The organism is Streptomyces sp. NPDC045955, from assembly GCF_056430805.1.
The window spans coordinates 29,290-42,367 of record NZ_JBWKKY010000023.1 but is presented as its reverse complement, the minus strand read 5'-3'; the positions used below and the strand labels follow the sequence as shown (position 1 = coordinate 42,367).

Annotated in this window: 12 protein-coding genes; 6 read left to right on the top strand and 6 right to left on the bottom strand. The window is 72.6% G+C overall.

Annotated features, from left to right (window positions below; translation table 11 throughout):
• Window positions 1–164 precede the first annotated feature (164 nt).
• The gene (locus tag AC07F0_RS33630) at window positions 165–944 is read left to right on the top strand and encodes an SDR family oxidoreductase (RefSeq protein ID WP_478983724.1); all 780 of its coding nucleotides are present in this window, start codon (window positions 165–167) and stop codon (window positions 942–944) included.
• Between the two features lie 13 nt (window positions 945–957).
• Here AC07F0_RS33630 and AC07F0_RS33625 read toward each other — a convergent pair whose 3' ends face one another.
• Complete coding sequence (locus AC07F0_RS33625) at window positions 958–2,229, bottom strand: ROK family transcriptional regulator (RefSeq protein WP_478983723.1); 1,272 nt, start codon at window positions 2,227–2,229, stop codon at window positions 958–960.
• Window positions 2,230–2,388: 159 nt separating this feature from the next.
• On the opposite strand from AC07F0_RS33625, the gene AC07F0_RS33620 reads away from it, so the two are divergent.
• Window positions 2,389–3,588 (top strand): MFS transporter, encoded by a 1,200-nt coding sequence (locus AC07F0_RS33620; RefSeq protein ID WP_478983722.1) that lies wholly within the window; start codon window positions 2,389–2,391, stop codon window positions 3,586–3,588.
• A gap of 93 nt (window positions 3,589–3,681) precedes the next feature.
• Window positions 3,682–5,064: a uracil-xanthine permease family protein gene (locus AC07F0_RS33615; RefSeq protein WP_478983721.1), complete on the top strand. Its 1,383-nt coding sequence runs from the start codon at window positions 3,682–3,684 to the stop codon at window positions 5,062–5,064.
• Here the strand turns inward: AC07F0_RS33615 and AC07F0_RS33610 are convergent.
• Complete coding sequence (locus tag AC07F0_RS33610) at window positions 5,043–6,176, bottom strand: glycoside hydrolase family 6 protein (RefSeq protein WP_478983769.1); 1,134 nt, start codon at window positions 6,174–6,176, stop codon at window positions 5,043–5,045. The genes AC07F0_RS33615 and AC07F0_RS33610 overlap by 22 nt on opposite strands.
• Before the next feature lie 175 nt (window positions 6,177–6,351).
• On the opposite strand from AC07F0_RS33610, the gene AC07F0_RS33605 reads away from it, so the two are divergent.
• Window positions 6,352–7,065, top strand: coding sequence for a DUF5995 family protein (locus AC07F0_RS33605; RefSeq protein ID WP_478983720.1), 714 nt, complete (start codon window positions 6,352–6,354; stop codon window positions 7,063–7,065).
• Window positions 7,066–7,079: 14 nt separating this feature from the next.
• Here the strand turns inward: AC07F0_RS33605 and AC07F0_RS33600 are convergent, their stop codons facing one another.
• A complete protein-coding gene (locus AC07F0_RS33600) occupies window positions 7,080–8,777 on the bottom strand; it encodes a flavin monoamine oxidase family protein (protein ID WP_478983719.1) in 1,698 nt (565 codons plus the stop codon).
• 45 nt (window positions 8,778–8,822) lie between these two features.
• Window positions 8,823–9,611: a carbon-nitrogen hydrolase family protein gene (locus AC07F0_RS33595; protein WP_478983718.1), complete on the bottom strand. Its 789-nt coding sequence runs from the start codon at window positions 9,609–9,611 to the stop codon at window positions 8,823–8,825.
• A gap of 298 nt (window positions 9,612–9,909) precedes the next feature.
• Between AC07F0_RS33595 and AC07F0_RS33590 the strand changes: the two genes are divergently transcribed.
• Complete coding sequence (locus tag AC07F0_RS33590; RefSeq protein ID WP_478983717.1) at window positions 9,910–10,461, top strand: Repetin; 552 nt, start codon at window positions 9,910–9,912, stop codon at window positions 10,459–10,461.
• Here AC07F0_RS33590 and AC07F0_RS33585 read toward each other — a convergent pair.
• Window positions 10,430–11,626 (bottom strand): MFS transporter, encoded by a 1,197-nt coding sequence (locus AC07F0_RS33585; protein WP_478983716.1) that lies wholly within the window; start codon window positions 11,624–11,626, stop codon window positions 10,430–10,432. The genes AC07F0_RS33590 and AC07F0_RS33585 overlap by 32 nt on opposite strands.
• Before the next feature lie 513 nt (window positions 11,627–12,139).
• On the opposite strand from AC07F0_RS33585, the gene AC07F0_RS33580 reads away from it, so the two are divergent.
• Window positions 12,140–12,406 carry a hypothetical protein gene (locus AC07F0_RS33580; protein WP_478983715.1) on the top strand — a complete coding sequence of 89 codons (267 nt, stop codon included), beginning with the start codon at window positions 12,140–12,142 and terminating at the stop codon, window positions 12,404–12,406.
• A 219-nt stretch (window positions 12,407–12,625) separates the two neighbouring features.
• Here AC07F0_RS33580 and AC07F0_RS33575 read toward each other — a convergent pair whose 3' ends face one another.
• Window positions 12,626–13,078, bottom strand: coding sequence for an Lrp/AsnC family transcriptional regulator (locus AC07F0_RS33575; RefSeq protein ID WP_010046396.1), 453 nt, complete (start codon window positions 13,076–13,078; stop codon window positions 12,626–12,628).

Genomic DNA, 13,078 nt, shown 5'->3' with positions numbered 1-13,078 from the left:
CGGATCGCCGGAGCGGAACACCAGTCGCGCCGGGCACGAAGGCGAACGCCAGGCACGGTCGCGGATCGCCGCGCGGGGATGTCACATTCGGCAGGGGCTGTCCGGTCTCAGTCGCAGAGGGCGCTCCGTCCGGGAGCGCCGGCGTTCCGAAAGGGCTGAACAGCATGACCACGATCCTGGTGACCGGCGGCACCGGAACGCTCGGCCGGCTCGTCGTCGAGCGACTGCGCGCGGACGGGCACGACGTGCGGGTGCTCAGCCGGCACACCCAGCCGTACGCGCTGGACCTGCGGGAGGGCGGTGCCGCGCTGGACGCGGCCGTCGCCGGTGTGGACACGATCGTGCACTGCGCGTCATCGCCCAAGGGCGGCGACGAGCGGGCGGCGGCGAACCTGATCAGGGCGGCGCGCGGGGCCGGTGTGCGGCACCTCGTCTACATCTCCATCGTGGGCGTGGACCGGGTGCCGTTGCGCTACTACAGGAGCAAGCTCGCGGTGGAGAAGCTGATCGAGCAGTCGGGGCTCGACTGGACGGTGCTGCGGGCGACGCAGTTCCACGACCTGCTCGTCATGGTGTTCCAGGGGCTGTCGAAGCTGCCGGTCCTGTTTCTGCCGGCGGGTGTCCGGGACCAGCCGGTCGAGGTGGCCGAGGTCGCCGACCGGCTGGCCGGACTCGCGGCGGGGGCGCCGGCGGGGCGGGTCGAGGACATGGGCGGGCCGCAGGTGCGGACGATCGAGTCCTTGGCCCGCGCGTATCTGAAGGCGGCCGGGCGGCGCCGGGCGGTGGTGAACGTACCGCTGTGGGGCGCGGCGTTCCGGGGCTTCCGCAGCGGTGGTCACCTGACGCCGCAGCGGGCGACCGGCACGGGCACGTTCGAGGAGTACCTGGCGCGGCGGTACGGGGGCGAGCAGGCACGGGCGGGCAGCGGGCGGTCCAGGGCGTGAGCCCCGGCACGGCCTACCACCGCTGAACCGGCCGCTCCCCTGGTGCGAAGAGCTCCTCCTGGGCGCGGTCGCGGGCCGTCAGGAGGGCGCCGCGCAGAACCGCGCCGCCGCCGAGTGTGGTCGTCCGTACCTCCGTGGGCAGGGGCGTCATCCGGGCGATGCGCTCCTGCACGCGGGCGGCGAGCTCGTCGCCGCCCGCTCGGCCGACCTCGCCGCCGAGCACCACGCAACCGGGGTCCAGGATCGCGACGACGGAGGCGACGCCGACGGCGAGGCGGTCGGCGAGAGCATCGAGGAAACGGGCAACGGGGACGGCACCCCGCACCTTCTCTCGCATCTCCCTCTGGTCCACTCCCGGCACCGGCCGCCCTTGCGCCACCGCGGACCCCACCAGCCCCACCGCCGCCCGCACCACCCCCACCACCGACGGCTCCTGCCCCGGCTCCGGCGAAACCCCGTATCGCGCCGCGAGGTCCACGATCGCGCCCGCCGCGGCCAGGGAGTGGAAGCCGCCTTCGCAGTCCGTCGAGGACGGCAGCGCGGCGGGACCCGGGACCGGGAGGAAACCGATCTCGCCGGTGCCGCCGGAGGCACCGCGCCGTAGTGCGCCGTCGAGGACCACCGCCGCGCCCGTTCCGTGGCCGAGCCACAGCAGGACGAAGGTGTCCCGGTCCCGGGCCGCCCCGTCACGCTGCTCCGCCAGCGCCGCGAGGTTGGTCTCGTTCTCCACGCTCACCCGGGCCTCGGGCAGCCGCTCCTGGAGGGCGGCGACGAGCCGGCGGTGCCACTCCGGCAGCCCGGAGGAGTCGCGGAGTTCACCGCTGGCCGGGTCGATCAGGCCGGGCGCCCCGATCCCTACGGTGTGCAGACGGTCCGCGCCGGCCTCCTTCACCACGCGCTCGACCAGCGCCACCGCCTGCTCCACGGCGGGACCCGTCGCCATGTCGCCGCCGATGGGCACCGACTCCTCGGCCAGCACCCGTCCCACCAGGTCCGCGACGGCCACGGCGACACCCTCCGTGCGTACGTCCAGCGCGGCGAGGTGCGCCCGGCCGGCGACGATGCCGTACACCTTGGCGTTGGGCCCGCGCCGCTGCTCTCCCGCCTCGCCGACCACCTCGATCAGCCCTGCGGCGGTGAGGCGTTCGACGAGGTCGGCGATGGTCGGCCGGGACAGACCGGTCAGGTGCTTCAACTGCCCTGCCGTCAGTGGGCCCTCCTGCTGGAGCAGGCGCAGGGCGAGCCGGTCGTTGATGGCCCGGGCGGTGCTCGGAGATGCGGGCATGCCGGGATCCTTCCAGATCTGCGGGGCCACACGGCCGGGTGCTCCGGTCGACCGGTCATCCCCTTATCTATCAGGCAGGGTTCCTGATAGTTTACGCCCGCCAACGCGCGCCAACGGGCGCACACGCGGGGAAGACCAGGAGACGACGGGGGCCTGAGAATGAGCAACGTGGTCTACGAACAGCGCGAGGTGATGCGGTCGCGGTACGCCGTGGCCGCCGTCTTCGCCGTACACGGCGCCGTGACCGGCTCGTTCGCCACCCGCGTGCCGTGGATCCAGGACCACGCGGGCGTCAGCGCCGGCCAGTTGGGGATCGCGCTCGCCTTCCCCGCGCTCGGCGCGTCCGTCGCGATGCCGCTCGCCGGCAGCGTCAGCCACCGCTTCGGTGCCCGCAACGCGCTGCGCGGACTGATCGCCCTGTGGACGCTGTCGCTGGTCCTGCCGTCCCTCGCCCCGAACATGCTCACGCTCTGCCTGGCCCTGTTCACCTACGGCGCCACGGCGGGCATGGCGGACGTGGCGATGAACGCGCTGGGCGTCGAGGTCGAGAACCGCCTCGGCCGGTCGATCATGTCCGGACTGCACGGCATGTGGAGCGCGGGCGCCCTGGTCGGCTCGGCGGCGGGCACACTCGCCGCGCACCTCGGTTCGGACGCCCGGCTGCACCACGTCCTGGCCGCCGCGGTCCTCACCGTCGTCGGCGTGCTGTCCTGCCAGTGGGTGCTCGACCTCCAGCCCGCCGAGGACGAGGAACCGCCGCCGCGATTCGCGCTGCCGCCCCGGTCGGCGCTGCTCATCGGCGCGATCGGGTTCTGCGCCGTGTTCGCCGAGGGCGCGAGCCTGGACTGGTCGGCGGTCTATCTGCGTGAGCAGTTGGCGACCTCGGCCGGTCTCGCCGCGGCGTGCACGACGGGCTTCACGCTCACCATGGCCATCGCCCGGATCGCCGGTGACAAGGTCGTGGACCGCTTCGGTGCCGTGCGGACCGTTCGGGCGAGCGGCGTGTTCGCCGTCCTCGGCGGGCTGCTGATCGTGGTCGCGGAGCACCCGGCGGTGGCGATGACCGGGTTCGCGCTGATGGGGCTGGGCATCGCCGTCGTCGTACCGCTGTGCTTCGCGGCGGCGGGCCGCAGCGGGCCCAACCCGAGCCTGGCCATCGCGGGCGTCGCGACCATCACGTACACCTCGGGCCTGGTCGCGCCGATCGGCATGCTGGCGCAGGCGACCAGCCTGATGGTGTCGTTCGCCCTGGTGACGCTGCTGTCCTGCGGACTGGTGGCGTTCGCGCGTGTGCTGCGCCCCGGCGACCGGGCGACGATCAGCCGATCGGACGCGGCGGTCCCCGACCCGCGCCCCTGAACGGGCATCCGACCGCCCTGGGTCATCACCACCGCTGAGGCACCCCGACAATGGTCCGGACACTCGCACGCACGACGAAAGCGATACCGCACCATGGATCTCGGCGTCCGCTGGAAACTGCACGGCGGCGACGGACGCACCCCGGCGCCCGGCGCGGTGGTCCGTCCCGACGAGCGGCTCTCCTGGCCCCGCACCGCCGGGCTCGGTGCCCAGCACGTGGTGGCCATGTTCGGGGCGTCCTTCGTGGCGCCGGTCCTGATGGGCCTGGACCCCAACCTCGCGATCATGATGTCGGGCGTCGCGACCGTCGTGTTCCTGCTCGCCACCCGCGGCCGCGTGCCCAGCTATCTGGGCTGCTCGCTGTCCTTCGTCGGCGTGGCGGCGGTCATCCGGGCGCAGGGCGGCAGCAGCGCCACCGTGACCGGCGCGGTGTTCGTCGTCGGCGTCGCGCTGTTCCTCGTGGGCCTCGCCGTGCGGCGGTTCGGGGCGCGGATCATCCACGCCGCGATGCCCCCGGTCGTGACCGGCGCGGTGGTGATGCTGATCGGCTTCAACCTGGCGCCGGTGACGGCCTCGACGTACTGGCCGCAGGACCAGTGGACGGCCCTGCTCGTGATGCTGTTCACCGGGCTGGCGGTCGTCTGTCTGCGCGGCTTCTGGTCCCGGATCGCGATCTTCCTGGGGCTGGTCTTCGGGTACGGCATCTCCTGGGTCTTCGACCTGGTCTTCGGCAGGATCCACTCGGTGGACGCGAGCGGCAAGCTCACCGACCACTGGCGGCTCGACCTCTCCGGCGTGGCCGAGGCGGATTGGATCGGGCTGCCGACCCTGCACGCCCCGTCGTTCGAGTGGTCGGCGATCCTGGTCGCCCTGCCGGTCGTCATCGCGCTGGTCGCGGAGAACGCCGGGCACGTCAAGGCGGTCGGCGAGATGACCGGCGACCCGCTGGACGACAAGCTCGGCACGGCGATCGCGGCCGACGGCGTCGGCTCGATGCTGTCCACCGCGGTCGGCGGCCCGCCCAACACCACGTACTCCGAGAACATCGGCGTGATGGCCGCGACCCGCGTCTACTCCACGGCCGCCTACTGGGCCGCCGCCGGCTTCGCCCTGCTCTTCGGCATCTGCCCGAAGTTCGGCGCGGTCGTCGCCGCGATCCCGGGCGGTGTGCTCGGCGGCATCACCGTGATCCTGTACGGCATGATCGGCCTGCTCGGTGCCCAGATCTGGCTCAACGCCGGGGTGGACCTGCGCAATCCGCTGAACCTGGTCCCGGCGGCGGCCGGCATCATCATCGGCGTCGGCAACGTCTCCATGAAGATCACGGACACCTTCTCGCTGAGCGGCATCGCGCTCGGCACGCTCGTCGTCATCACCGGCTACCACGCGCTGCGGGCCTTCGCCCCGCCGCACCTGAAGACGCAAGCGCCGCTGCTCGACGAGGGCACCAGCTCCTACGACGAGGCCAAGTCGTAGGCGTACGACGCCGTGAACGTCCCTGGTTCGCCCTTGCAGCCGTCCGACTCCCCCGGCAGCTTGACCCAGAGATAGGCGTCGATCCAGTCCTCGCCGGTGCTGAGGGTCGGTGTCCGGCCGAGCTTGCGGCCCGCCGGGTCGCACCACGTGCCGTCTGGCGGGGCGCCGTTGCCGTTGCGGCTGGTGTCGATGACGGCGCCGAGGCCCGCCGGGCCGCCGAGCGCGTCCAGGACCCGCCGGTCGTAGGCCACCTCGTCGGCCGTGGTGTGGAAGTTGGACACGTTGCTGAAGATCCCGTCGGAGGAGGCGGGCGAGGCGGCACCGGCCTGCCGCAGCCAGGCCGCCTGCTTGCCGGGCGCGTTCCAGCCCGAGTGTCCCGCGTCGAAGTACACGTGGGCCCGCGGATTGGCGGCCTTCAGGATGCGTCCGGCCCGGGCCAGCGAGGCGAAGCGGTCCGCGCGTTCACCGGCGGACAGGCACTCGGCCTGGGCGACCGAGTCCGGCTCCAGGACGACGATGACCTCTCCGGAGCCCAGCCCGTCGGCGAACCGGTCGATCCACGCGTCGTAGGCGTCCAGATCGGGCGCCCCGCCCTGGGAGTACCCGCCGCAGTCCCGGCCGGGGATCGCGTACGGCACGAGGACGGGCACCCGGCCCAGCGCGGCACCGCCCGACGTCACCGCGGCGACCCGCGCGGTGAGCGTGTCCGGGGAGTAGTCGGCGAACCAGACGGCGGCCGGCTGGCCGGCGATGCGGGAGGCGATGACCGCGTGGCGGGGATCGCCGGCGTTGGCCCGGACCCAGTCGAGCACCTGGGAGTCGGGGTGGCGGTAGAGCCGGGCGCTCACGGGGCTGGTCCGCTCCCGCTTCTTGCGGGTTCGCGACGGCGACGGCGTGGGGCTCGGCGTCACCGGAGGGGAGACGGCGGGCGCGGGGGAAGCGGACCCGGTGGCCGACGGGGACGCCGACGGCACCGCGGGCAAGGGCGCCAGACGGGGCGACGCGGACACCACCCGGTGCTGGGCCTGGTCCGGGCCGCGCCGGTCGCCGAACCCGGACAGCACCCCGGCGACCGAGCCTGCCGCGACCACGACGGAGGCCGCCACGACCATCGCGCCACGTTGTACGGCACGCCTGCGCTCGGCCCTGCGGGCGGCCAGGCGCTGGGCACGCGAGCCTGACACGGTGCCGGTCCCCCTCCCCCTGCGGCGGGCGGCGTTCCCCCGTTTCGGGGAAGCGCCGGGCCTGCCGGTACTCCCGCCAGCCTAGAGCTGGGACTCTGCCCGCATGCCGCGATGCGAACAAGTCCCCCCAGCCGTGGACACTCCGGTCGACGGGGTCATCTCCCGTATGCGCGCCCTCGACGAGACCCTGCACCCCCGGGACGGGGTGGCCGTCTTCAACCGTGTCTACCTCGCCGTGACGCAAGCGGTGGACCGGTACGTCGACACCGGGCGGTTCGCGGACCCGCACGCCGCGATCACGCTGGACGTTCGGTTCGCGCAGCGGTACCTGGAGGCCGTCGAGGCGGTGGCCGGCGAGCGGCGCCCGCCGGCCTGCTGGCGGCCCCTGTTCCAGTTCCGGCGCCATCCCGGGGTACGGCCGTTGCAGTTCGCGCTCGCGGGCATCAACGCGCACATCGGCCACGATCTCGCGCTGGCCGTCGTGGACACCTGCCGTACGCTCGACTGCGCACCCGTCGAGTTGGAGGACGAGTTCGACGCGGTGGGCGATCTCCTCGTCTCGCTGGAGGAGCGCATCCGCGAAGATCTGATGCCGGGCCCCGACCTCCTCCAGATCGCGGACCCGCTGACCCATCTGCTCGGCTCATGGAGCCTGGAGCGCGCCCGCGACGCCACCTGGACGGCGGCCCGGGCGCTGTGGGCGCTGCGCGGACTCCCCGATGTCGCCGAGGAGTTCACCGAACGCCTGGACACGGCGGTGGGCTTCGCGGGGCGCATGCTGCTCACGCCCCTGCCGCAGCCCTCCTGCCTGCCTTAGTCCTCCTGCCTGCTTCAGTCCTCGGGCAGCTCGACCGGCGCGATCTCGTCGTACACGTCGCCCGGCCCGGGGTTGGCCGGGTCGGTCGTGCCGCCGAAGTGGTGCATGACGCCCCAGACCGCGTTGAGGGCGGTCTGGACGGCACCCTCGGCCCAGCCGGCCGTCCAGGAGATGTCGTCGCCGGCGAGGAAGACGCCGCGCTTGTCCTCGGGCAGCCGGTCCTGCATGAAGTGCGTGAACAGACGCCGCTGGTAACGGTAGTGGCCGGGCAGGTTGGCCTTGAACGCGCCCATGAAGTAGGGCTCGTTCTCCCAGGAGACGGTCACCGGGTTGCCGATGATGTGCTTGCGGATGTCGACCTTCGGATAGATCTCGCCGAGCGACTTCAGCATGACCTCCATCCGCTCGTTCGCGGACAGCGGCAGCCACTTGAGGCTGTCGTCGCACCATGTGTAGGAGAGGCAGATGACGGCGGGCTGGTCCGGGCCGTTGTCGAGCAGGTAGGTCCCGCGCGTCATACGGTCGGTGAGCGTCATCGACATGACGTCCCGCCCGGTCTCCTCGTCCTTGTCGAGCCAGAACGGCCGGTCGACCGGCACGAAGAGCTTGGAGCTCTCCATGTAGTGCGTGCGCTCGATGGCCGTCCAGTGGTCGATCGGGAAGAGCGAGTCGTCGCAGTCGATCTTCGACAGCAGCATCCAGGACTGGGCGGTGAAGATCGCCGCCGGGTAGGTGCGGATGTCGCCGTTCGCGTCGGTCACCGTGATGCGGTTGCCCGCGGTGCGGCGCAGGCGGGTGACGGCCGGGCGGGGCTCACGATTGTCGTGGAGGCTCGCGAGGGAGGTCCCGTAGGGCCAGTGGACGATCTTCTCCGGCTCGCGCTCCCACAGGCGCAGCGGCAGTTGCTGGGAGCCGCCGACGATGCCGCGGTGGTGGTCGTCGGCCTCGGTGTAGACGACGCGCAGGATCTCCAGGATGGAGTTCGGGAAGTCGGTGTCCCAGCCGCCGGTGCCGAAGCCGACCTGGCCGAAGATCTCGCGGTGCCGGAAGGACTTGAACGCCTCGGAGTCGCAGAGGAAGCCGTAGAAGGTCTGGTTGTCGAGCTTCTCGACGAGCCGGGACCAGATCTCGCGGATGCGCGGGACGTCCCGCTCGCGCAGGGCCCGGTTCATGTCGGAGAAGTCGGCGCCCTCCTCCAGGCACCGGTTCCAGGCCTCGGCGACGTCCCGGTAGACCTGGGGCAGGTCGGCGATCGTCTCGGCGTAGTGCGACTCGCCCTTGAGGTCGACGACGGTCGACGGGGTCGCCTCCGCCAGGGGGTTGGGGAAGGGCCGCGTCTGAAGGCCGACGAGGTCGATGTAGTGCTGGAGGGCCGTGGAGGACGGCGGGAAGCGCATCGCGCCCATCTCGGCGGTGAGGGAGTCGTCGCAGCCGTCGAAGCCCACCGTCCGCAGCCGGCCGCCGATCCGGTCGGCCTCGTACACGACCGGCTTGAGGCCCATCTTCATCAGCTCGTACGCGGCGACGATGCCGGACAGGCCGCCCCCGATGACCGCGACCTCCGTGCCGTGCTCGGTCGCGGGTATCTGCCCGAGACCCGCCGGGTGGGCGAGGAAGTCGTCGTAGGCGTACGGGAAGTCCGGGCCGAACATGGTGATCGGCGGCTGCTGCGCGTCTGCGTGCTCGACGGCGTTGGGCACGGTGGACGTCATGGGGTGCGGACTCCTTGCAGAAGAAACAGGCAGGTGCCGGGGGGGTCAGACGAGCGGCCGGTAGAGGCCCGGGCGCCGGTCCCGCAGATACGGGTTGGCCTCGCGCGACGCGGCGAGGAAGATGGGGTCGACGTCGGCGAGGACGAGTTCCTCGGCGCGCCCGGCCCGGGCCCGGGCGACCCCGTCGGGCCCGGCGAGCGTGGACAGGCCCACGAACTCGAACTCGCCCTCCCGGCCGGCCCGGTTGACGTACGCGACGTACATCTGGTTCTCGAAGGCACGCACCGGGATCATCGACTCGGCCACGAACTGGAACGGGTGCATCTGCGCGGTCGGGACGACCAGCAGGTCGGTGCCGGCGAGGGCGTGGGCGCGGACGTTCTCCGGGAACTCGACGTCGTAGCAGATCAGGATCCCGACGCGCAGACCGTCGAGTTCCGCCTGGACGACCGGCTGGTCCCCGGGTGTGAAGTGGTCGCGCTCGAAGCAGCCGAAGAGGTGGGTCTTGCGGTAGTTGGCGAGACGGGTGCCCTCGGCGGAGATCAGCTGGGCGGAGTTGAACACGGTCTCGCCGGCCCGCTCGGGGTAGCCGTAGGCGATCGCCAGTCCGTGCCTGGCCGCGGTCTCGGCGACGGCGTCGGCGCAGTCGCCGTCGGCGGGCTCGGCGAGCCGGCCGATGTCGTCGCCGATCGCGTACCCGGTCAGGAACATCTCCGGCGCGACCAGCAGCCCGGCGCCCGCGGCGGCGGCCCGGCCCGCGGTCTCGTCGAGGACCTTGAGGTTCTCGACGGTGGAGCCGGGTCGGCCGGAGCTCTGGAGCAGGGCGGTGCGCATGCGTGTTCCTCACCGGTACGCGGGGGTTTCGGGGGGCCTGATAGACGGTACGGTCGGCGGCTCCGGCCGGACAAGGAGCAGCCGTTGCGCGTCCGTGAGCGGATCATTGCGTTCGCCGGCGGGTCGGCGGCGATTCGTTGCGGGCTTTGACGATCCTTCCCCGGGCGCATGCCCGAACGGCCTTTCTCCGCCGGGCGGCGGAGGCCGGGTCCCGTCCCGGGTGCGATGTGGCGAGGGCGCCGCGGCGGGACAGTGGTGAGCGTCCATTCGACGTGTGTCACCTGCGGAAAGGACCGCCATGAACCGCCGTACGAGGACCGCTTTACTCGGCTCCGCGCTGCTGCTCACCGTCGCCGCCGCGGCCGGCTCCGCCGGAGCCGCCGGACCCACCGGCCCCGACGAGAGCAGGCGTGAGGCCGCCGCTCTCACCGGCAAGGCCAAGCTGTACCGGTCGGCCGGGGACGACATCACCTTCTCCTTCGACGCGCACCTGGCCGCGAAGGACACGGCCGACCCGATGAAGGCCACCGGCACCTTCGAGTGGAGCCACTACCTGAACGGCCAGGGGGCCTGGGCGAAGGCGCGGGTCGACTGCCTGTTGACCGGCGGGAAGGTGGCCGTCGTCTCCGGTGTGATCACCGACTCCGACCTGCCGGGGGCCGAGGGCAAGCGCGTCGGCATCACCGTCCATGACGCCGGCCGGCACGACCGCCTCGGCTACAGCTGGGCGTCGACGGGCAGCCCCGTCGAGACGAAGGACCTGCCCAAGTGCGTGGGATCCGCCCCCTTCGAGAAGGTCAGGAAGGGGACGGGCGACTTCACGGTCGTCCCCTGGCGGCCCGACTTCTAGCCAGCACCAGCGCTGTCACCAGATAGGGGATCGCCAGCACCGCGAAGACGCTGCTGTGCGCCATGTCCGTGCCGAGCAGCGCGTACCCGCCGAACGTGGCGACCGTCGCCAGCTCGGTGCCCAGGCTCGCGACGGAGGTGAGCGTGGCCCGGCGGGACTCGTCGATACGGTGCTGGAGGCGGACGTCGGCCAGCACCTCCGCCAGCTGGAACCCGGCGAAGGCGACGCTCACGAGGGCGATCCCGGCCAGTGAGCGGGACGCGGCGCCCACGGCCAGGGCGAGTGCGGCGCCCGCGAGCAGCGTGGCGAGACCGGCCGGGCCGAGGCGTTCGGCCGGTCCGGTCAGGAGGCTGCCCACGGTGACGCCCGCCCAGATCAGCATGATCAGGTAGGGCACCGTCGCCTCCGCGACACCGATGTCCCGGACCAGCAGTGGGGTGTACTCGTCGAGCGCGCCCCACACCGCGGCCACGGCCGGAATCAGCAGCAGGGCGCCGCGCACGGAACGGTCCTCGCGGACCTCGGCGAGCCCGGTCCGCAGGGTCGTGGCCCAGCTGTCGCCCGCGTCGTCCGGCCGCACCCGGTGCTCGGGGAACCGGGTCGCGGTCAGGGCGGTCAGCACACAGGCCAGGAAGCTGGCGGCACCGACCGCCGCGTAACCGCCCTGGGCGAAGACGGGCCCCGCGAGGCCGAGGCAGGCCACGGTGCCCACCAGGCGCGCGGCCCGGGCCCGGCCCATGACCCGCGCGTACCGGCCGGCGGCTCCGAGCCGGTGCAGCTCGTCGTACACCAGCGCCTCCAGCGCGCCGGAGCCGAGCGCCCCGCCCGCGCCCCACAGGACGAAGCCGGCCGCGAAGGCCCAGTACGACGGCACGATCACCCACAGCGCGAAGCCGGCGGCGGTGAGCAGCGGGCCGATCCACAGCAGCCTCCGGCGCGACATGGCGTCGGCCCAGGCCCCGGAGGGCACTTCCAGCGCCACCGAGGTGGTCGACCACAGGGCGAACAGGGAGGAGATCTGCCAGAGCGACATGCCGGTGTCGGCGAACAGCAGCGCGTACACCGGGTAGAGCAGGACGAAGTCGTCGAGGAACGCGTAGCCGTACAGCGTGGTCGTCAGCCGCCGGACGCCGGTGGCGGGCACGCGTGCGGGTGAGAGTGTCATGAGGCCTTCCCGTAAGGACCGATCGGATGCCGGAGGTACGGCGTCCGAGGCGGTCCTCGGGAGGCGCGGCTGGTGGATCAATGTCGCCAGGTCATGACACCGATGGTAGGCGGGCCGGGGGCCGGAGCACAGCGAGATTCCCCAAAGGGGCCTCCTGCGCCGGGAGGAGGGCGGGCGCCGCCCGCTCCGCCGAGCGGCGACGGATGTCCGCCTGCTGGAGGAGGCCCCCGCACGGCCAGGCGCGCGAGACTGGCTGGGCAAGCCGAACCCGACCGGTCGGCGAAGGGGGCTCCATGGATGCCGCCGCACCGCTCTCCCTGCCGTACGTCGATGAGCACACGACGGTCGTCGCGGCGGACGCCGAGGTCGTGTGGGGGGGCACTCGGTGAGGTTTTGGACCGCTCCTTCGGGGGTGTCCGAGCGGTCGTGTACGCACGCCTGGTCGGTTGCGCCGACCGCACGGCCTCCGGGCCCCGTCCCCTGGGGGAGGGCTCGACGATTCCCGGTTTCCGGGTGGCTTCCGCGGTTCCGGGGGCAGAGCTGGTCCTGATCGGGCGTCACCACTTCTCGACGTACGCCCTGCTCTTCCACCTGGAGGAGGCCGGCCCGGGACGCACCCGGCTGCGTGCCGAGACCCGGGCGAGGTTCTCCGGCCCGGCCGGCGCCCTCTACGGTCGTCTCCTGAGGACCACGGGCGGACACGCGCTCGGCGTTCGGCGCCTGCTGACGACGATACGCAGGGTCGGCGACACCGCCGGAACGCGCCGGCGGGAACGCTAGTGCCGCGGCAGGCAACGTTCGCCCCGTCGCGACGCCCGGCACGCTCCCCCACTGCCTCAAGGGCGTGGGAGGTGCCCCCACTCGCCGCACCGGCCGAAAGCCCGAGTACGTCCAGTACGAGGGCTTCCGGCCGGCACTCCCCCAGCCTTCGGCCGGGGAGACCCCCAGAGCACGCACCGGACGCCGCTCCTTGACGGGCGAACGTTGCCTACCGCGGCACTAGGTCGGCGACCCCGACGAGAAGCGCCGCAGCAGCGGCGACAGTACGAGCACGGACTTGGTGCGCTCGACGAACGGCTCCCCGGCGATCCGCTCCAGGACCCGTTCGAAGTGGCGCATGTCGGAGGCGAAGACCTGGGCGATCGCGTCCGCGTCCCCGGTGACGGTGGACGCGGCCACGACCTCCTGGTAGCGCTCCAGGCCCCGCTGGATGGTCTCCGGGGAGGTGTTGCCCCGGCAGTAGATCTCGACGAACCCCTCGGTCTGCCAGCCGAGGGCGCCCGGGTCCACCCGTACGGTGAAGCCGGTGATGGCTCCGGTGGCCCGCAGCCGGTCCACGCGCCGTTTCACGGCGGGCGCGGACAGGCCGACGATGTGGCCGATGTCGGCGTAGGAGCGGCGGGCGTCCTCGGCGAGGGCGTGCACGATGCGTTCGTCGAGATCGTTCAGCAC

What these genes read in the sequence shown, in the direction of transcription:
- AC07F0_RS33600 (WP_478983719.1), bottom strand. Translation starts at nt 8,777, where the DNA reads ATGACGTCCACCGTGCCCAACGCCGTCGAGCACGCAGACGCGCAGCAG.
- AC07F0_RS33585 (WP_478983716.1), bottom strand. Translation starts at nt 11,626, where the DNA reads ATGACACTCTCACCCGCACGCGTGCCCGCCACCGGCGTCCGGCGGCTG.
- AC07F0_RS33590 (WP_478983717.1), top strand. Translation starts at nt 9,910, where the DNA reads ATGAACCGCCGTACGAGGACCGCTTTACTCGGCTCCGCGCTGCTGCTC.
- AC07F0_RS33620 (WP_478983722.1), top strand. Translation starts at nt 2,389, where the DNA reads ATGAGCAACGTGGTCTACGAACAGCGCGAGGTGATGCGGTCGCGGTAC.
- AC07F0_RS33595 (WP_478983718.1), bottom strand. Translation starts at nt 9,611, where the DNA reads ATGCGCACCGCCCTGCTCCAGAGCTCCGGCCGACCCGGCTCCACCGTC.
- AC07F0_RS33610 (WP_478983769.1), bottom strand. Translation starts at nt 6,176, where the DNA reads ATGGTCGTGGCGGCCTCCGTCGTGGTCGCGGCAGGCTCGGTCGCCGGG.
- AC07F0_RS33605 (WP_478983720.1), top strand. Translation starts at nt 6,352, where the DNA reads ATGCCGCGATGCGAACAAGTCCCCCCAGCCGTGGACACTCCGGTCGAC.
- AC07F0_RS33625 (WP_478983723.1), bottom strand. Translation starts at nt 2,229, where the DNA reads ATGCCCGCATCTCCGAGCACCGCCCGGGCCATCAACGACCGGCTCGCC.
- AC07F0_RS33615 (WP_478983721.1), top strand. Translation starts at nt 3,682, where the DNA reads ATGGATCTCGGCGTCCGCTGGAAACTGCACGGCGGCGACGGACGCACC.
- AC07F0_RS33630 (WP_478983724.1), top strand. Translation starts at nt 165, where the DNA reads ATGACCACGATCCTGGTGACCGGCGGCACCGGAACGCTCGGCCGGCTC.